Annotated in this window: 13 protein-coding genes; 10 read left to right on the top strand and 3 right to left on the bottom strand. The window is 68.3% G+C overall.

Annotated features, from left to right (window positions below; translation table 11 throughout):
- The first annotated feature begins 17 nt into the window (after positions 1–17).
- The 6 genes from BO221_RS44175 to BO221_RS44150 all read left to right on the top strand — a co-directional run bounded on the left by BO221_RS44175 (position 18) and on the right by BO221_RS44150 (position 8,020).
- On the top strand, positions 18–602 hold the full coding sequence (locus tag BO221_RS44175) for a hypothetical protein (RefSeq protein ID WP_073566949.1): 585 nt from the start codon (positions 18–20) through the stop codon (positions 600–602).
- 9 nt (positions 603–611) lie between these two features.
- Positions 612–1,820 carry a phosphatase domain-containing protein gene (locus BO221_RS44170; RefSeq protein WP_073566948.1) on the top strand — a complete coding sequence of 403 codons (1,209 nt, stop codon included), beginning with the start codon at positions 612–614 and terminating at the stop codon, positions 1,818–1,820.
- Between the two features lie 293 nt (positions 1,821–2,113).
- Positions 2,114–4,909, top strand: coding sequence for a kelch repeat-containing protein (locus BO221_RS44165; RefSeq protein WP_073566947.1), 2,796 nt, complete (start codon positions 2,114–2,116; stop codon positions 4,907–4,909).
- 176 nt (positions 4,910–5,085) lie between these two features.
- Complete coding sequence (locus BO221_RS44160; protein WP_073566946.1) at positions 5,086–7,086, top strand: ELWxxDGT repeat protein; 2,001 nt, start codon at positions 5,086–5,088, stop codon at positions 7,084–7,086.
- A 205-nt stretch (positions 7,087–7,291) separates the two neighbouring features.
- Positions 7,292–7,690: a hypothetical protein gene (locus BO221_RS44155; RefSeq protein WP_052517611.1), complete on the top strand. Its 399-nt coding sequence runs from the start codon at positions 7,292–7,294 to the stop codon at positions 7,688–7,690.
- Between the two features lie 18 nt (positions 7,691–7,708).
- On the top strand, positions 7,709–8,020 hold the full coding sequence (locus tag BO221_RS44150; RefSeq protein ID WP_073566945.1) for a hypothetical protein: 312 nt from the start codon (positions 7,709–7,711) through the stop codon (positions 8,018–8,020).
- Positions 8,021–8,147: 127 nt separating this feature from the next.
- On the opposite strand, the gene BO221_RS44145 is transcribed toward BO221_RS44150, so the two are convergent.
- Positions 8,148–9,182 (bottom strand): M48 family metallopeptidase, encoded by a 1,035-nt coding sequence (locus tag BO221_RS44145; RefSeq protein ID WP_073566944.1) that lies wholly within the window; start codon positions 9,180–9,182, stop codon positions 8,148–8,150.
- Complete coding sequence (locus BO221_RS44140; protein WP_073566943.1) at positions 9,179–9,955, bottom strand: hypothetical protein; 777 nt, start codon at positions 9,953–9,955, stop codon at positions 9,179–9,181. Before BO221_RS44140 ends, BO221_RS44145 begins: the two co-directional genes overlap by 4 nt.
- 219 nt (positions 9,956–10,174) lie before the next feature.
- Here BO221_RS44140 and BO221_RS44135 point away from each other — a divergent pair, with 219 nt between their 5' ends.
- The 4 genes from BO221_RS44135 to BO221_RS44120 all read left to right on the top strand — a co-directional run bounded on the left by BO221_RS44135 (position 10,175) and on the right by BO221_RS44120 (position 16,441).
- Positions 10,175–11,089: an NmrA family NAD(P)-binding protein gene (locus BO221_RS44135; protein WP_073566942.1), complete on the top strand. Its 915-nt coding sequence runs from the start codon at positions 10,175–10,177 to the stop codon at positions 11,087–11,089.
- A gap of 163 nt (positions 11,090–11,252) precedes the next feature.
- Complete coding sequence (locus tag BO221_RS44130; protein WP_073566941.1) at positions 11,253–13,577, top strand: family 2 encapsulin nanocompartment cargo protein terpene cyclase; 2,325 nt, start codon at positions 11,253–11,255, stop codon at positions 13,575–13,577.
- A 3-nt stretch (positions 13,578–13,580) separates the two neighbouring features.
- Positions 13,581–14,987, top strand: a complete 1,407-nt coding sequence (locus BO221_RS44125) for a family 2B encapsulin nanocompartment shell protein (RefSeq protein WP_073566940.1) — start codon at positions 13,581–13,583, stop codon at positions 14,985–14,987.
- A 47-nt stretch (positions 14,988–15,034) separates the two neighbouring features.
- Positions 15,035–16,441, top strand: a complete 1,407-nt coding sequence (locus tag BO221_RS44120) for a family 2B encapsulin nanocompartment shell protein (protein WP_073566939.1) — start codon at positions 15,035–15,037, stop codon at positions 16,439–16,441.
- Between the two features lie 173 nt (positions 16,442–16,614).
- Here the strand turns inward: BO221_RS44120 and BO221_RS44115 are convergent, their stop codons facing one another.
- Positions 16,615–19,761 carry an efflux RND transporter permease subunit gene (locus tag BO221_RS44115; RefSeq protein WP_073566938.1) on the bottom strand — a complete coding sequence of 1,049 codons (3,147 nt, stop codon included), beginning with the start codon at positions 19,759–19,761 and terminating at the stop codon, positions 16,615–16,617.
- Between the last annotated feature and the right edge of the window lie 18 nt (positions 19,762–19,779).

The following is a 19,779-nucleotide window of genomic DNA, read 5'->3' as shown; positions in this document are numbered from 1 at the left end:
CAACGAAGGGAGGGGAGATGTCGAAGCAGACGAGGTACCTGCTGACGGTGGATTCGGCGACGGGGGCGGCGGTGAAGCTGGAGCGCCTGGGGGAGGCGGGAGACCTGACCGAGGTGCCCTTGAGCACACTCTCACTGGTGCCCATGGGCGCACCGGGGGCGGCACCCGGGGCCGGAGGGGGGATGATGCCCATGGCCATGCCGCAGATGCCGGCGATGGTCCCCGTCCTCATGCCGGCGTACCTTTATATGTACGCGCCCATGGCCTCGCTGCAGGTCGTGAGCGTCGCCTCACCGGTGGGCCCTGGCGCGGGCCCGGGTCTCGTCGGCCCTGGCGCCCCCGGAGGCCCCGGAGGGTATGCGACGCTCACCGGACCCGGAGCGCCCGGAGGCCCCGGGGCGTACTCGACGCCCACCGGACCCGGAGCACCCGGCGGGCCGGGAACCCAGGCCGCGCAGCTCTTCGTCGCCGACGCGCAGGCCGCCGCCGTGGCACCCCAGGGTCCTGGGGGACCCGGTAGTACCACCGCCACCGCCACCGCGATACAGGGGCCGGGAGCGCCGGGGGGGACCCCTGGCGGTGGTGAGGGGGGCTCGCGGTAGGCTGGGTCCGTGGACCTGACCGCCGCTGTCCGGAAGCTCCAGTCGCTCCGCTCCTTGATGACCGGTCACACCGATCGGACCGAGGAGCGGCGCATCCTCGAGGTGTTCGCCGGCGCGACCGCCGCCGAGCTCAACTACCTGCTCCTCAACGTGGACCTGGACGCGTTGCTCGGGGACGTGGATGACCGGGTGGTGGGTCCGGACAACCTCACCGCCCTGCTGGAGCTGCTGTGCGTGAAGCGCGCTCCCGAGCTGGGTCTCCCCCTTCGCGCCGCGCTCATCACCTCGCTCCAGAAGGGGAAGACCCCCGGCCTGGCCGAGCGCATGGTGCGCGCCCTCTTCCTCGGGCTGCGGGGCCGCGAGCTGTCCGAGTTCAAGAACCTGCTCGATGGCCGGGGCAACTCCCACGACCTCCAGCAGTTGCTCTTCCACGATGTGGATGACGCGAGCATCCGGCAGGACATCCTCACACACCTCCAGCGGGAGGCCGCGGCAGCCCCCAGCGGCGAGAACAAGGTGTTGAGCGACATCGACGACACCTTCCTGGCCAACTGGAAGGACACGCGCTACCCGCCGAAGACGGTGTACCCGGGGGTGCTCCAGTTCTACCGAGAGCTGGACCGCGGGCCGGGAATCATCCCCGGGCGCGAGGGGGACCTCACCTTCATCAGCGCGCGGCCGCAGGATCCACTCGGCCTCATCGAGGACCGGACGCTGGCCACGCTGCGCGAGCACGGTGTGTCGTCGGCGGTGATGCTTTCGGGGGCCTTCACCCACCTGCTGGGCAATGCGCGCATCGCCGCCATGAAGTTCGAGAACTTCGGCCGCTATCTCCAGCTCTACCCCGAGTATGGCTTTGTCTTCACGGGCGACAGCGGCCAGGGTGATGTGGCCTTTGGTGAGAGAATGCTCACAGAGCACCCGGACGCGGTGCGGGCCGTGTTCATCCACGATGTGGTGGATACCCCCGAGTCCGTCCGGATGACGTGGCGCGGCAAGCGCGTCTTCTTCTTCGACACCTATATAGGTGCGGCGGTGGAGGCCTTCGAGGTGGGGGTGATCGCCCGGGACGGAGTGGCCCGCGTCGCCCGGGCCGCTCAGGAGGACCTGGCGCGCGTGCCCTTCTCCTCCGACTCTCAGCGTCAGTCCCGTGTGGCAGAACTGGAGCGGGACCTACGACGTGCCGGGTCCATCACGGGCCCCCTGCGTGCTGGGTAGTCTCCATGGAAATCAAAGCCTGACATGAATGTTTCCATGCCACATGCGTCAAAGGTCATGATCTCAGCATTGCCCGCGCCGGACGGGCTTTGCGGGTTGATTCACTTAAAAGAGTGATTCATTTCTGGAGTGGATCTGGTGTAAAAGTGCAATGGCGGTCTGCATCAGTCAGTACGAAGCCAGGGGCGCACTGCCGAATGCGCAGCGGTGAGGGTGGCTTCACCGTTCCTGGTCGCAGGCCGAGTCTCCAACGGAGAACGCGATGCGCCTGAACGAAAGAAGAGGGGGGCCGGATGCAAACTGAAACCTTCACGAGGACTTGTAGTGGCATCCGGGCACGGATGCTGATGGTGATGAGCGCGCTGCTCATCGCCGCCTGCGGCACGGAGATGCCGTCGGAAGAGGGCAGTGAGAAGTCCGAGGTGGCCCCGTCCGCGGTGAGCGTGCGCGCTCAGGGCGTGGGCAGCACCAACAAGGTGCTCATCCTGGCCAACACGGTGACCGGTGGCACCAGCAGCCTCGAGGCCGCCGCCGCCCGGGCTCAGGGCTACACGGTGGAGCTCGCCACCGACGCCGCCTGGGCCGCGAAGACCTCCGCGGACTTCGCCACCTACCGCGCCCTGATCCTGGGCGACAACACGTGCAGCGGCCTGAGCCTGATCGCCGCCGCCGTGGCCAACCGCCACGTCTGGGGCCCCGTGGTTGACGGTAACGTCATCCTCGTCGGTACCGACCCCGTGTTCCACAAGAACCGGGACGGTGGTGTGCTCACCACCAACTCCGTCAAGTTCGCCGCCGCTCAGGAAGGCAAGACGGGTATGTACATCAACCTGAGCTGCTACTACGACGGCGTCGCGGCCAAGACGCCGCTGCCCATCATGGATCCGTTCGGTACCTTCACCGTGACGGGCGTGGGCTGCTACAACGACGCCCACATCGTGGCCAGCCACTCGGCCCTGACGGGCCTGACGGACGCCATCCTCTCCAACTGGAGCTGCTCGGTTCACGAGGCCTTCGACACCTACCCCGAGGCCAACTTCACCCCGCTGGCCATCGCGCGTGACCCGGTCTACGGCTCGCGCTTCCCCGGCTCCAGGGACTTCGCGGACGGCTCGCACGGCGTGCCCTACATCCTGGTGCGTGGCGCGGCGCCCGTGCGGTGCGGTGACAGCGTCATTCAGTACCCCGAGCAGTGCGACACCGGCGCCAACAACGGCAAGCCCGGCACCCCCTGCTCCGCCACGTGCCGCCTGAACTGGTGCGGTGACGGCAAGGTGGACTCCGGCGAGCAGTGCGACAACGGCGCTGGCAACGGCACCGGTTCCTGCAGCGCCTCCTGCACCATCACCGTCGTCAACCGTCCCCCCGTGGCCAGGTGCAAGCCCCTGACGCTGTCGGCCAATGCCACCTGCGGCGCCACTGGCTCCGTGGACAACGGCTCGTCCGATCCGGACGGTGACCTGGTGGGCTGCACGCAGTCCGCGACCATCTTCAGCCCGGGCAGCACGCCCGTGACGCTGACCTGCACCGACCGGGCCGGCCTGTCCTCCTCGTGCTCGGCGATGGTGACCGTGGTCGATGACAGCGCTCCGAGCATCTCGTGCCCGGACAACCTGGAGGCCGAGTGCACGGGCTACAGGGCGCTCGTGGATCCCGGCGAGGCGAGCGGCTTCGACAACTGCGGCGTGCCGACCATCCGTGGCCCGGGCGAGGGCTACTACGGGCTGGGCACCACCACCGTGACGCACAAGGCGACGGACTACTTCGGCAACGTCTCCACCTGCACCAACACGGTGACGGTGGTCGACACCCAGGCCCCCGAGATCTCCCTGGCGGGCTACTCCGACGTGACGCTCGAGTGCCGCACGACCTACGTCGAGGCGGGCGCCTCGGCCACGGACCAGTGCTACGGCGACCTGACGGCCGCGGTGACTGTCTCTGGCACCGTCAACACCAAGGTTCCGGGCACCTACGTCCTGACCTACACGGTGAAGGACGCGTCCGGCAACGAGGCCACGGCCTACCGCAGCGTCACCGTCGTCCCGGGCGCCTCCGGCACCTGCGATGACCGTGGCGGCGGCTGGATCCTCACGGGCAGCATGGCCCTGCCGCGCCTGCTCCACACCGCGACCCTGCTGGACGACGGCAAGGTGCTGGTGGCCGGTGGCTTCAACACCACCTCGGAGCTGTACAACCCGGTGACCAAGACCTGGTCCGCCACGGGCAACAACCTGGGCTCGCACCGTGGCCACACGGCCACCAAGCTGACGGACGGCCGCGTGCTCATCGCGGGCGGCGGCTCGTGCCCCATCACCAGCACCACCGCCGAGCTGTACGTCCCGGCCCTGGGCAAGTGGAGGCCCGCGGCTGCCCTCAACACCCAGCGCTTCCACCACGCCGCGGTCCTGCTGCCCAACGGCAAGGTCCTCGTGGCCGGTGGCCGCACGGGTGAGTACGACAGCGCCACGCTGGCCTCGGCCGAGCTGTATGACCCGGCCACCAACAGCTGGTCCTACACGGGCAGCCTGAACACGGCCCGCGCCTACCACACCATCACCCTGCTGCCCGACGGCAAGGTGCTGGTGACGGGTGGCAGCGACGCCGCCGAGGGCCTGATCTCCTCCGCGGAGATCTACGACCCGGCCACGGGCAAGTGGACCACCGTTGCCTCCCTGGGCACGGGCCGCGCCTCGCACACCGCCACCCTGCTGCCCAACGGCAAGGTGCTGGTCGCCGGTGGCTCGGGCATCGACGTGGCGCTGAGCGCCTCGGCCGAGCTGTATGACCCGGCCACGAACACCTGGGCGGCCACGGGCAGCATGCTCTCGCCGCGCCGGTTCCACACCGCCAACCTGCTGCCGGATGGCCGCGTGCTGGTGGCCGGTGGTTACCACCAGCTGACCGGTATCCAGACGGCCTCTGACCTCTACGACCCCGCCACGGGCAAGTGGACGAAGACGGCCGCCATGAACGTGGACCGCTACAAGCACACCGCCACCCTGCTCAACAACGGCACGGTGCTCGCGGTGGGTGGTGTGAGCAACCACGACCAGGCGTCGGCTGAGTACTACGACCTGGCCGAGCTGTAATCACGGCTCGTCCGCCGAGGGACCGGGAGGGTGCCGCTGGCCCTCCCGGTGATGCAATCCGAGGCGTAACAGGGTTTCATGCAGGGGACGCGAGGCTCTCGGGCCCGCGTCCCCTGTTTTTTTTTGGGCGTGTGTCCTGCCGGAGGGCGCGCGCCGCATCGGAAGGAAGACTGCAGATGGCTCATCGTTTCACGGAGTGGTCGTGGCTGCTGGCGTGCGCGCTGGTGGGGGGGAGTTACTTGCCGGCCCATGCGCAGGCCACTCCAGTCCCGGGGTGCCGTCCCGCGACGCTCATCAAGGACGTGTACCCGGGGGTGGAGGGCTCGTCGCCGCCCTTCTACCAGGCCTTCCAGCGGATCGGCCCCACGCTCTACTTCTCCGCCACTGGCTTCGGTGATGCGAGCAACGTCGAGCTGTGGAAGAGCGACGGGACGGCGGCCGGCACGGTGATGGTCAAGAACATCAACCCGCTGGGAGATTCGCTCCCCGAGACGCTGATGGATTTGAACGGGACGCTCCTGTTCAAGGCGGATGATGGCACGCACGGCGTCGAGCTGTGGAAGAGCGACGGGACGGCGGACGGCACGGTGATGGTGCGGGAGATTGGCGAGGGGGCGGAGTCTGGCGGCACCACCGACATGGTGCTGATGGGCGGGAAGGCCTGGCTCACCGGCGCCAACCATGTCGAGGGCCGCGAGCTGTGGACGTCGGATGGGACGTTCGGCGGCACCCGGCTCGTCAAGGACATCAACCCCGGTCTCCCGGGCTCCATCACCCCTGGAACGCTGCGGGTGATGGGCAGCACCCTCTACTTCGTCGCCAATGACGGCACCCATGGCGCCGAGCTGTGGAAGAGCGACGGGACGGAAGCGGGCACGCAGCTCGTCAAGGACGTGGAGACGGGCTCCGGCGGTTCCAGCATCGGTGAGCTGACGGTGGTGGGCAGCACCCTCTACTTCACGGCCTATACCACCGGCGGTCTGGTCAACGATCTGTGGAAGAGCGACGGAACGGCGGCCGGCACGGTGCGCGTGAAGGACATCAACGCAGTGACCTCGAGCGCCTCCCCCGAGGCCCTGGTGGCGGCGGGCGGCAAGCTCTTCTTCCGGCTGGACACCGCGGACACGGGCTCCGAGCTGTGGGTGAGCGACGGGACGGATGCGGGCACGGTGCGCCTGAAGGACATCCAGAGCGGGCCCGAGGGCTCCTTCCCGGAGAACTTCACCGACGTGGGCGGGACGCTCTACTTCACCGCGAATGACGGCGGCGGTGGGGTGGAACTGTGGAAGAGCGATGGGACGGCGGCGGGCACGGTGCGCGTGAAGGACATCAGCGAGGGGGGGGCGAGCACCCTCTTCAAGCAGCTGACGGCGGCGGGCTCGGTGCTCTTCTTCGTGGTGGATGACGGCACCAGCACCAGGCTGTGGCTGAGCGATGGGACGGATGCGGGGACCCGGGTGGCGCAGACCCTGACCGCCAGCAATCCGATGAACCTGACGTTTACCGGCGGCACCCTCTACCTCTCCGCCGAGGACGCCACGTCCGGGCGGGAGCCGTACGCGGTGGACCCCTCGATTCCCGTCGACTGCACGCCGCCGGCCATCACCTGTCCGGCGAACGTGACGGTGGAGGCCACGGGCCGCTCGGGCGCCACGGTGAATTACACCCCCGCGACGGCGACGGATGACAGTGCGGCGGCCCCCACGGTGAGTTACAGCCAGGAGCCCGGGACGGACTTCCCCGTGAAGGAGAGCGTGGTGACCGCCACGGCCACGGACGCCACGGGCAACACCAACACCTGCTCCTTCACGGTGACGGTGAAGGACTCCGCGCCCCCTTCGTTGCTGTGCCCGGCCGATGTGGAGACGGCGGCCACCAGCGACGCGGGCGCGGTGGTCAACTACCCGGCCGCGCAGGCGACGGACAACGTCTCGGACGTCACCCTCACCTACAGCACGGCGGCGGGTGCCACCTTCCCCGTGGGCAACACCCGCGTGGAGGTCTCGGCGGCCGACGCCTCGGGCAACCGGGCCAGCTGCTCCTTCACCGTGAAGGTCGCCGCGGCGAATGCGGGGGGCGGCTGCGGCTGCACCTCGGGCCTCACGCCGGACGCGGCCTGGCTGCTGCTGGGGACGCTCGCCCCGATGCTGGCGCGCCGCCGCCGCTCGGATTCGTAACCCCTCCACGGGAACCTGCCCGGGCGCCTCTCGTGGGCCTCCGGGTGGGCGGGAGGGCTGGCTCGGCTTCGCCCCTGTTTCCGCCCGGTAGGCGAGGGGGCGAGGCCCCGCTGTCCGAAGCCGTCACGATTCGCATCTTCCGCCCGGAGGGGCGACCGGGGAGGACCCGGCCGCCTCCATTTCCTCACCGCGGCAGGAGCGAGCGATGGCGCAGCGGATGGATGTTCGGGTCGGCATGGATGTGAAGAGCAGGGACGGCCACCGGTTGGGCAAGGTGATCGGCCTGGCGGATGACGCCTTCGTGGTGGAGAAGGGCATCTTCTACGCCAGGGACTACCGGGTCCCCTTCCGCTCCGTGGAGACCATCGAGGGGGATGACATCCTCCTCTCCCTGGACAAGGACCAGTTGCGGAAGGCCAGTCTGGGCGAGGTGCTGCAGGCGTCCGATCGGCTGGACATGGGGACGGACTCGCTGTCCGAGGCCCGCATGGACAGCGCGAAGTTCCAGGACCACGGCCAGTACGACCTGCGTACCGAGCGCGAGAAGGACGCGGAGGTGACTCCTCCCATCGGCTTCGATCCGAACACTCCCTCGCGCTACTAGCCCATGCATTCCTAGGACATGCACGTCGTCCAATTCCTGCTGCCGCTGCGTGACAACGAGCGGCGCGCGTTCCCCCGGGCGGACTTCGAGAGGGTCCGCTCCGAGCTCACCGAACGCTTCGGGGGCGTCACCGCCTTCTTGCAATCTCCTGCGTTGGGGGCCTGGAAGGAGGAAGAGGAGGGCGGGACGGTGCGGGACGAGATGCTGCTCTTCGAGGTGATGGTGGAGCGGCTCGACCGGGCGTGGTGGAGCGGCTACCGCGAGGAACTGGAGCGCCGTTTCCGGCAGGAGCGCGTCGTGGTGCGTGCGCTCGGGGCCGAGATGCTCTGAGCCCGTCGCTGACGCGTCATTGACATGTCATTGACGCGTCAGCGGGCCCCGTCCTCCTGCTCGTGCGTGACGCTCTTCCTCTGGAGACGCTCCGCTCCGGGCCCGGCATGGGCATTGCTCCAGGGACTCACGCCGCCGCCGGGCGCTTCGCGCGCTCGTAGTGCCCGGCGAGGATCTCCAGGTAATTGCCATGCTCCACCCATTCCAGCAGGTGCATCACCCGCCATGCGACGAATGGGTGGCTGCTGTCCATTGTCATCAGTGTCGCGAGCAGCCCGTCGAACCAGTTGTCCTCCTCCATCTTCGCGAGCGTGCGCGCCTGCCGGATGAAGGGAGCGAGCTGCATCCTGGTGCGCCGTGCGGTGCCCGGCCGGTTCCCGCCAGCCAGCTTCATCAGCACGTGGAGCGAAGCACCCAGGTCCCTGCACGCCAGCAGGCCCGCGCGGTCCGCCGTCAGCTCGGAGCAGCGCATCCATTTGTAGAGCGCCTTCTGGAGCGGGAAGCTCAGCACCTGTCCCACGGTGCCCAGCAGGTGGGTGCCGCTGGCCATCACCAGGGCCACCTGCCGGTAGAGCCCATGCTCCGCGTGCATGTGGCCCAGCTCGTGCCCCATCACCGACACCACCTCCGTGTCATCGAGCTGGTCGAGCAGGCCCGCGTAGACCATCACCGAGGGCTCCTCGCTGCCATAGGTGGCCGCGTTGATGTGCGGAGACTCGGAGAGGAACAGCGTGGGGCGGTGGCTCAGGTCCAGGCTCTGGCGGGAGCGCTCCAGCAGCGCCACCAGCTCGGGGAACTGGTCGTCTCCGCAGAGCACGGCGCTGGACAGGTTGAGCAGCCGCAGGCTGCGCTCGCCCAGCTGCGTCATCAGCCAGCGGATGAGCGCGGGGAAGCCGGGAATGCCCTTGAGGGCCGCCAGCGTCGTGCGATCCAGCGGGTGCTCGTAGGCGTTGGAGGCGATGCCGGTGAGCGGCTCGCCGGGGGCGAGGAACAGGGCCTCACCGCACGCACCGCACTCGCAGTGATGGGGCTCGAGGATGGCGCGGGGCACCTGGACGCGATTGCGCCGGCCACAGTGGCGGCACTCCAGCAGCTTCACGGGGGCCTGCTTCGCGTCCGGCCAGAGGGCCCGGGCCAGTTCGGCGTGGGACTCGTTCTTCACGACTTCCTCCCGGAGGTGCGGCGGGCCGGTGTACCCGCGCTCTTCTTCCTGGCAGCGCTCTTCTTCTTCGCGGGCGGACGTACCCGCGCCTCCACGACGTCTTCCTCCTGCTCCCGCCGGGTGGGCTCGGTGGTGAGGAACTCGCGGCGCTTCTGCAGGTCTTTGATGCAGCGCTCGCCCACCCGGGTGGTGAGGACCTTGTTCATCGACGAGCCCACCGCGATGCCCACCAGCGGCAGGGCCCGCACCAGGCCCCTGGAGAGCTGGAGCAGGGCGATCTTCGTCATCACGCCCACCAGGTGCTTGGAGACCTCGCGCGGCGCGTACTTCCAGATGGCGACGCCCTCGGCCTTGGCCACGTCCACCAGGACGTTCTCGCCGCTCTTGGCGTCGTACGTGCTCACCGAGGCGAGCAGGAAGGCCAGCTGCCGCTCCTCGTCCTTCCGGATGTCGAAGCCATGCAGCCAGCTGAGCACGAGCGCCATCTCCACCTCGTACTTGAGGAGGAAGCCCATGTCCGCGAGCGCTCCCCCCAACGCCGCCACCAGGGTGCCGGCTCCGGGAATCAGCGCGGGCGCGGCGGCGAGACCTCCGGCGACGGCGGCGCGGTTGGAGAAATACCGCACCACCTCCTCGGAGGCTTCGCGTGGGTCCTCCTTGGCCCGGCGCAGGTGCTGCTCGGCGAGGGCGATGAGGCTGTCCGTGTCCGAGAGGATGCGCTCGACGGCGGTGAGGAGCTTGCGCCCCTGGCTCTGGTCTTCGGCTTCCTTCATGGATTCCCCCTCGGTGCGGAGGGCGCCGGCAGGGCGCCCGATGACGGGACGCTCGCGAAGCCTCGTGGCCCTGTCAAGCCGGGGGGCGGCGGGCCCTCCACCTGCTCTCCAGCGGGCGCTCCCCGGTGACGGCGAGGCGAGACGCACATTACGGCTGAAGCGAAAGGGCGGAAGCGAGGGGTCCGGGTATGGCCCCGGTCGAGAGGTGAGGAGGCGGTCATGTTCGTGGTGACGGGAGCATCGGGGCACACGGGGTCCGTGGTGGCGCGAGCGCTGCTGAGGCAGGGACAGCGGGTCCGGGTCATCCTGCGGGATGAGACGAAGGCCGAGCCGTGGCGGCGGTTGGGGGCCGAGGTCGTGCTGGCGGATCTGCGTGACGTCTCCGCGTTGGCGCTGGCGATGGTGGGGGCTCGGGGTGCCTACCTGATGGTGCCGCCGCCCATGCCCGCGAGCACCGGGGTGATGGAGGCCTGCTGGACGGTGGTGGATGCGATGGGGCGGGCGGTGGCGGAGAGCGGGCTGCCGCACTTCGTGTTGCTCTCCTCCCTGGGCGCGCAGTACCCGGTGGAGACGGGCCTCGTGAAGACGCTGTACCTCGCGGAGCGGGAGCTGGGCTCGCGGGGCACGCCGATGACGGTCCTCCGCGCGGCGTACTTCATGGAGAACTGGGGGGAGGGGCTGCCCGCGGTGGTGGACTCGGGCGTGATGCGGGTCTTCCTCGGCCCCGCGGACCGGAGGATCCACATGGTGGCGGCGCGTGACGTGGGCGAGGTGGCGGCGCGGTTGCTGCGCGAGCCCACGTTGGGCCGGCGCGTGGTGGAGCTGACGGGGCCGGTGGACTACAGCCCTGTTGAGGTCGCGGACACGCTGGCGCGGCTGCTGGGCCGGCCCATCCGCCTGGAGGAGCACATGCCCGCGGCCGAGGTACCGATGCGCATGGGGATGGGTTTCTCGGCCGAGATGGCCCACCTCCTGGCGGAGCTCGACAACGCCATCCTCCACGGCCGGCTTACCCTCGAGCATCCCCTCCACGTGGTGCGCGGCTGGACCACGCTCGATGAGATCCTGGGTGGGCTGCTGCGGTCCCTCCAGACCTCGCCGCACCAGGGGGAGGGCACGAGCGCCTCACCGTAGCTTTCCGCGAATTGCAAAGACTTCCATCCACCGGGCGCGTCTCGTGTCATGAGAATCCGGCGCGAATGTTCCCGGTACGTGAAATCCGCATCCCCTGACAGAGAAAAACTGGAGTGTCGACCGTCTGGCACTACAAACGCCCGGCGTTCGATGAGGTACAACCATGACTGCGTCGCAAGCCAAACAACCCTTTCAATTGCCAGACTTCTACGTGCCCTGGCCGGCGCGCCTGAATCCTCATCTCGAGGGTGCCCGGGTGCACTCGAAGGCGTGGGCGCGCGAGATGGGCATCCTGGAGCCCAAGGACGGGACTCCCGATGTCTGGGATGAGGCGAAGTTCGATGCCATGGATTACGCGCTGCTCTGCGCGTACACCCACCCCGAGTGTCCCGGCCCCGAGCTCGATCTGGTCACGGACTGGTATGTCTGGGTTTTCTATTTCGATGACCATTTCCTCGAGATCTACAAGCGTTCCAAGGATTTGACGGGCGCGAAGGCCTATCTCGACAGGCTGCCAGCGTTCATGCCGGTGGACCTCTCGGCGACGCCGGAGCCCACCAATCCGGTGGAGCGGGGCCTGGCGGACCTGTGGACGCGCACGGTGCCCACCAAGTCCGTGGAGTGGCGGCGCCGGTTCTTCGAGAGCACCAAGAACCTGCTCGACGAGTCGATGTGGGAGCTGGCCAATATCAGCGAGAAGCGCGTCTCCAACCCCATCGAGTACATCGAGATGCGCCGCAAGGTGGGTGGGGCGCCCTGGTCGGCGGATCTCGTGGAGCACGCCGTCTTCGCCGAGGTGCCGGCCCGCATCGCCGAATCCCGTCCGATGCGCGTCCTCAAGGACACGTTCTCCGATGCGGTGCACCTGCGCAACGATCTGTTCTCCTACGAGCGGGAAATCCTGGAGGAGGGCGAGCTCTCCAACTGCGTCCTGGTGCTCGAGCGCTTCCTGAACGTGGAGACGCAGCGCGCCGCGGACCTGACCAACGACATCCTCACGTCGCGGCTCCATCAGTTCGAGAACACCGCCCTGACCGAGCTGCCTCCGCTCTTCGAGGAGTTCGCACTCAACCCGGTCGAGCGGACACACGTCCTCTCCTATATCCGGGGACTCCAGGACTGGCAGTCCGGCGGACACGAGTGGCACATGCGCTCGAGCCGCTACATGAACAAGGGCGGCGGCAACGCGGGGATCTCGCTGGGCGGTCTTCCCCTGGGCCCCACGGGTCTGGGCTCCTCGGGGGCGCGGCTCCACCTGTCTCCCGGAGCCCTGGGACTGCAACGGTTCAAGAACTACACCCACGCTCCCTTCACGGCCGTGGGCCCGGTCAAGCTGCCGCAGTTCTACATGCCGTACTCGACGCGGCAGAGCCCGCACCTGGATGCCGCGCGGCGCAGCTCCAAGGCGTGGGCGCGCCGGATGGGAATGCTGGAATCCCTGCCGGGCCTCCCGGGCGCGTGCATCTGGAATGACCACATCTTCGATGTCGCCGACGTGGCCCTGTGTGGGGCGTTGATCCACCCGGCGGCGACGGGCGAGCAGTTGGACATCACGGCCTGCTGGCTCGTCTGGGGCACCTACGCGGACGACTACTTCCCGGCGCTCTACGGCTACAGGGGCGACATGGCGGGCGCGAAGGTGTTCAACGCGCGGCTGTCCGCGTTCATGCCGGATGACCCCGCCGCCCAGACCACCGTGCCCACCAACCCGGTGGAGAAGGGCCTGGCGGATTTGTGGGCCCGCACCGTCGTCACCATGTCCGCCGAGGCGCGCAATCACTTCCGCAAGGCCGTCCAGGACATGACGGAGAGCTGGTTGTGGGAGCTGGCCAACCAGATGCAGAACCGGGTGCCGGATCCGGTGGACTACGTGGAGATGCGCCGCAAGACGTTCGGCTCTGATCTCACGATGAGCCTGTGCCGGCTGGCCCAGGGGCACGGGCTTCCGGCCGGGCTCTTCCGGACCCGGACGATGCGCGCGCTGGAGAATTCCGCCGCCGACTACGCCTGCCTCACCAACGACGTCTTCTCCTACCAGAAGGAGATCGAATTCGAGGGGGAGATCCACAACGGCGTGCTGGTGGTGCAGCGCTACCTCGACCTGGACAAGGCGCGGAGCGTCGAGGTCGTCAACGACCTGATGACCGCGCGGATGCGCCAGTTCGAGCACATCATCAAGACCGAGCTGCCCACCCTCATCACCCACTACGGGTTGGACGGGAAGGCGCAGGAGCGGCTGTACGCGTACGTGGAGCAGCTCCAGCAGTGGATGGCCGGCGTGCTCATCTGGCACCAGACGGTGGACCGCTACAAGGAGTTCGAGCTGCGCCGCAGCCGGACGCCCGGGCGGTACATCCACCAGCTCCGGGGGGGCCCCTCCGGGCTGGGGACTTCGGCGGCACGCATCGTGTCCCTGCTGAGTGGAAATCGGGCCGGGCAGACCGGCAACGAAAAGGATCGTGTTCTTCAGACGGAAGGAAAGAGGTAGGTCATGGCCAATATCGAGAAGCTGATTGAGGAAGCCCGGAAGCAGCAGATGAGCCTTGGGACGGAGGCGGCGCGCCAGCTGGCGACGACGACCAAGTCCACCCCGCAGATGCAGGGTATCTCCACCCGGTGGCTGCTCAAGCTGCTGCCCTGGGTGCAGGTCAACGGCGGCGTGTTCCGGCTCAACCGGCGCCTGAGCTACAACGTGGGCGATGGCCGCGTGACCTTCACCAGCACCGGCGCGCGGGTGCAGGTCATCCCCCAGGAGCTCCGCGAGCTGCCGCTGCTGCGCGGCTTCGAGGACCCCGAGGTGCTGCTCGCCCTGGCCAACCGCTTCGAGCAGAAGGAGTACAAGGCCGGTGAGGTCATCACCCAGGCCGGCCAGGAGGCCGACTCCATCGTCCTCATCGCCCACGGCAAGGTGAACAAGATCGGCACCAGCAAGTACGGCGAGCAGACGGTGCTCGCGGTGCTGGCCGATGGCGACCACTACAGCTACGAGGTGCTGCTGGAGTCGAACGACCAGTGGAAGTTCACGGCCAAGGCCGTCACCCCGGTCACCGCGCTGGTGCTCCAGCAGTCCGCTTTCGAGGCGGTGCTCGCCCAGTCTCCGACGCTGCAGAAGCACATCGATGACTTCAAGGCGCTGGCCAAGAAGAAGAAGGACGCGTCGGGCCAGGCGGACATCGAGCTGGCGGCCGGTCACCACGGCGAGCCCGTGCTGCCGGGCACCTACGTGGACTACGAGACGTCGCCCCGCGAGTACGAGCTGAGCGTGGCGCAGACGGTGCTGCAGGTCCACACGCGCGTCGCCGACCTGTTCAACGATCCGATGAACCAGGTCGAGGAGCAGCTGCGTCTGACCGTCGAGGCGCTGAAGGAGCGCAAGGAGCACGAGCTCATCAACAACCGTGAGTACGGCCTGCTGCACAACGCCGACCTCAAGCAGCGCATCCACACCCGCAGCGGTCCGCCGACGCCGGATGACATGGACGAGCTGCTGGCCACCGTGTGGAAGGATCCGTCCTTCTTCCTGGCCCACCCGCGCGCCATCGCCGCGTTCGGCCAGGAGTGCAACCGCCGGGGCGTCTACCCGGGCAGCATCGACGTGGGCGGCCGCGCCGTCACCGCCTGGCGTGGCATCCCCATCTTCCCCTGCAACAAGATCCCCATCAGCGAGTCGCGGACCAGCTCCATCATGCTGATGCGCACGGGTGCGGAGAACCAGGGCGTCATCGGCCTGCACCAGGCCGGGATCCCCGACGAGATCGAGCCCAGCCTGAACGTGCGGTTCATGGGCATCAACGAGAAGGCCGTCATGTCGTACCTCGTCAGCACCTACTTCTCCTCGGCGGTGCTCATCCCCGACGCGCTCGGCATCCTCGAGAGCGTGGAGATCGGCCGCACCTAGGGTGCGGGCGGTCCTGAGTCAGTCCAGACACAGCTGAGGCACAGCTCATGGCGAATACGATGAACACGGGCAGTGGTGGTGAAGCGGAAAAGCAGCAGATGAGCCTGGGGACGGACGCGGCCCGTCAGTTGGCGACGACGACCAAGTCGCGGCCGCAGATGTCGGGAATCTCCCCCCGGTGGCTGCTGCGCATGCTGCCCTGGGTCGAGGTGCCGGGTGGCGTGTACCGCGTCAACCGGCGTCTGACGTACTCCGTGGGTGATGGGCGCCTCAGCTTCGCGAACGTCGGCGCCCGGGTGGAAGTCATCCCCCAGGAGCTGCGGGAGCTGCCGTTGCTGCGCGATGTGGAGGACACCGGGGTGTTGTCCGCCCTGGCCTCCCGGTTCGTGCAGCGGGAGTTCAAGCCGGGCGAGCGGATCGTCGAGGCGGGTCAGCCCGCCGAGCATGTGATCCTGCTCGCCCATGGCATGGCCCAGAAGGTGGGCCGTGGCCAGTATGGCGACGAGGTCCTGCTCGAGACGCTCGCCGACGGCGATCACTTCGGTGACACGTCGGTGCTGCAGTCGAACGACCAGTGGAAGTTCACGGTCAAGGCGCTCACCCCGTGCATCGTGATGATGCTGCCGCAGCGGGTGTTCGAGGATCTGATCAAACAGTCCCCGGTGCTGTCGGCACATGTGGATCGGATCAAGGAGCGGTTGAGCAAGCCCCAGGACAAGGCGGGGCAGGCGGCCATCCAGCTCGCGGCGGGACACCACGGCGAGCAGGAACTGCCGGGAACGTTCGTCGACTACGACCTCAACCCTCGTGAGTATGAGCTGAGCCTGGCTCAGACCCTGCTCCGGGTGCACAACCGCGTCGCGGACATCTTCAACGGTCCGATGGACCAGGTGAAGGAGCAGATCCGGTTGACCATCGAGGCCCTGCGTGAGGCGCAGGAGAGCGAGATGATCAACAACCGGGACTTCGGGCTGCTGCACAACGCGGACCTCAAGCAGCGCGTCCACGCGCGCAGCGGGCCGCCGACGCCCGACGACCTGGACGATCTGCTCAGCCGGCGCAAGAAGTCCCGGTTCTTCCTGGCCCATCCTCGCGCCATCGCGGCGTTCGGTCAGGAGTGCACGAAGCGTGGGCTCTACCCGCCCACCGTCGAGGTGGAGGGCCGGAAGTTCATCGGCTGGCGCAACGTGCCGCTGCTGCCTTGCGACAAGATCCCCATCTCCGAGCACGGCACGACCTCCATCCTCGTGCTTCGCACGGGGAAGGAAGATCAGGGTGTTGTTGGCCTGCGGCAGACGGGCATCCCGGATGAGGTCGAGCCGGGCCTGTCCGTGAAGCACATGGGTGTGAACGAGAAGGCGGTCTCGTCCTATCTCGTCAGCACCTACTACTCCGCGGCCGTGCTCATCCCCGACGCGCTCGGAGTCCTGGAGAACATCCAGCTCGGTCGTTGAGCGTGGCGGGCTCACGCCCGATACCAGGTGAGGGCCGGGGCGGATGAGGGGGAGAACCCCACCCCGGCCCTCTCCCATGAGGGGCGGTGCGTGCGACCACTCTCTCGCCTGACACCGCCTCCCCATCCCTCCGCCCCGGGGAGGGGCAGAGGGGGATTGCTTACTCCCCCCGTTCACGAGCCGGTCTTGCGCAGATCCTCCGCGGCCGGCATGACCCTCAGCAGCCTCACGGGCATCTTGTCCACGAGCTGCTCCGTGTACTTCGTGAACAGTCGGTACATCACCGGCAGCAGCACCAGGGTCAGCGCGCAGGCGGAGATCGTGCCCGCCACGATGACCACCGCCAGCGGCTTCTGTGTCTCCGAGCCGATGCCCCGGCTCAGGCAGGCCGGTATCAGGCCCAGCGCCGCCAGCGCCGCTGTCATCAGCACCGGCCTCAACCGCTCCTGTGCTCCGTTGAGGATGGCCTCGTCTAGCGCTTCTCCCGCCGCGCGCCGCTCGGCGATGGCCGACATCACCAGCACCCCGTTGAGCGCCGCCTGGCCGATGAGCGCGATGAAGCCCACCGCCGCCGCCACCGACAGTGGCATGCCCGCCAGGTACAGGCCGAACACCCCGCCCATCAGCGCGAACGGTACGTTCATCAGCGTGATGACCGCTCGCCCGAACGAGTTGAACGCCTTGAACAGCAGCAGCAGCGTCAGCAGCAGCGCCACCGGCACCACCGTCATCAGCCGGTGCATCGCCCGCTCCTTGTTCTCGAACTCGCCGCCCCACTCGAGGGTGATGCCGGCGGGGTTGGGCGCCTGCTGCCGCACCTGCTCGCGCGCCTCGTTGACGAACGAGCCCAGGTCCCTCCCGCGCACGTTCATGCGGATGCCAATGTAGCGCCGGCCGTTCTCCCGGTTGATGGACGCCCGGCCGAAGCCCGTCTCCACCCGTGCCAGCGTCTCCAGTGGCACCGTGGCGCCTCCCTCCACCGGCACCCGCAGCCGCGCCAGCTTCTCCACGTCGTCACGGCTGGACAGCGGCAGGCGCATCACCACGTCGAAGCGCCGCTCGCCCTCCCAGAATTCACTCACCGGACGGCCTCCCACCGCCGTCTGGAAGACGTGCTGGAACTCGCCCAGGGACATACCGTGCCGCGCCAGCGCCACCCGGTCCGGTATCACCTTGATGTCCGGCACCTCGCCGCTCTTCACGATGCCCAGGTCCGCCACGCCCTGCACGTTGGCGATGACGTTCTTCACCTTCTCCGCCTGCTCCTGCAGCACCTTCAGGTCATCCCCGTAGAGCTTCACCGCCACCTGGCCGAACTGGCCGCTGATGCTCTCGTTGACGTTGTCGCGGATGGGCTGGCTGAAATTCACCTCCAGGCCCGGCACCTCGTCGATGGACTTCTGCAGCACGGCGATGACCGAGGCCAGGTCCGGTGTCTCCTTGGGCCACTGCTCGGGGGGCTTGAGCTTCACGAAGAACTCGAGGTTGCTGGTGAGCGTGGCGTCCGTGCCGTCCTCGGGCCGGCCGAGCTGGCTGAGCACCCCGTCCACCTGCGGCGCCTGGCGGATGAGCTGCGTGAGACGCGGCACCAGCTTGCGGCCCTCGGAGATGGAGACGTTGGAGGGCAGGGTGAACGTCATGTAGAGGCCGCCCTCGTTGAGATCCGGCAGGAACTCGCTGCCCATGCGCGGCAGCATCCACCCGGAGATGGCCAGTCCCAGCGAGGCCAGCGCGATGACGAGCCAGGGCTTCCTCAGTGCGAAGCGCAGCGTGGGGGCGTACGCCCTGGCCGCCGCGCGAAGCACCGGCGATTCCTTGTGCTCCACCGGCTTGCGGTACACCAGCGAGGCCAGCACGGGAATCAGCGTCACCGAGAAGATGAGCGCCCCCACCAGCGCGGCCACCACCGTGTTGGCCATGGGCGCGAAGATGCGCCCCTCCACCCGCTGCAGCATGAAGATGGGCAGGTAGGCCGCGATGATGATGAGCAGCGCGAACACCGTGGGCCTCACCACCGCCCGCGTGGCCGCCTGGATGCGCTCCATCGGCGTCTCCGGTGTCTCGCCCGGTTTGCCGTGGTGGGACAGCCGCAGGAGGATGCTCTCGATGATGACCACGCCGCCGTCCACGATGACGCCGAAGTCCACCGCGCCCATGGACAGCAGGTTGGCCGACATGCCCCTCAGCTTCAGGTAGATGAACGAGGTGAGCAGCGACAGCGGAATGAGCGTGCCCACCACCAGCGCCGCCTTCAGGTCCAACAGGAAGACGAAGAGCACCAGCGTCACCAGCAGGGCTCCCTCCAACATGTTGCGGCCCACCGTGCGCAGCGTGGTGTTCACCAGCTCCGTGCGGTCGTAGAAGGGGGAGACTTCCGCCCCGTCCGGCTGCAGCCGCGCGTTGAGGCCCGTGACGGCGTCGCGCACCCGGCTCAGCACCACCGAGGGGTTCTCCCCGCGGCGCATCAGTACGATGCCCTCCACCACGTCGGTGTCGCCCTCACGGCTCACCACGCCCTGGCGCGGTGCCCAGCCCTCCGTCACGTCCGCCACGTCCTTGATGAAGACGGGCGTGCCCTCGTGCGTGGCCACGCGCACCTGGCGGATGTCCTCCAGGGTGCGGAACAGACCCTCGCTGCGGATGACGAACTGCTCGCTGCCGCGCTCCAGCGTGCCGCCACTCGCGTTGAGCGAACCCTCCCGCAGCGCGTCCTCCACGTCCTGGAGCGTCAGGCCGAAGGCCGCCAGGTGCGTGGGGTCCGGCTGGACGTGGATCTCCTTGAGCAGGCCGCCGTAGCTCACCACGTCCGCCACGCCATCCACGCGCAGCAGGCCCGGCCGCACCACCCAGTCCTGCAGGGTGCGCAGCTTCATCGGGTCTCCCTTCGCGCCCTGGAGGGTGTACCGGTAGATTTCACCAATGGGCGTGGCCAGGGGGCCGAGCTCCGGTACCACGCCCTCGGGCAGCTCCGCGTCGCGCAGCCGCTCCAGCACCTGCTGGCGGGCGAAGAGCGCGTCCACCCCGTCATTGAAGGTGAGCGTGACGAAGGACAGGCCGAAGAGCGACAGGTTGCGCAGGCGGCCCAATCCCGGGGTTCCGTTCAGCGCGCGCTCCAGCGGAATGCCGATCTGCCGCTCCACCTCCTCGGAGGGCTGGCCGGGGTAGAGCGTGATGACGTTCACCTGCGTGTCCGTGGAGTCCGGGAAGGCCTCCACCGTCAAATCGGTGAAGGACATCCATCCCCAGATCGCCACCAGCACCGTGAGGAAGAGGACGGCCGCGCGGTTCTTCAGACTGAATTCAACGAGCTTCTCGAACATGGACGTTTCCCCGCGGGC

This window comes from Archangium sp. Cb G35 (assembly GCF_001896145.1).
In the GTDB taxonomy this organism is placed as follows: Bacteria; Myxococcota; Myxococcia; order Myxococcales; family Myxococcaceae; genus Archangium; species Archangium violaceum.
This window is presented reverse-complemented; position numbering and strand designations above follow the sequence as displayed.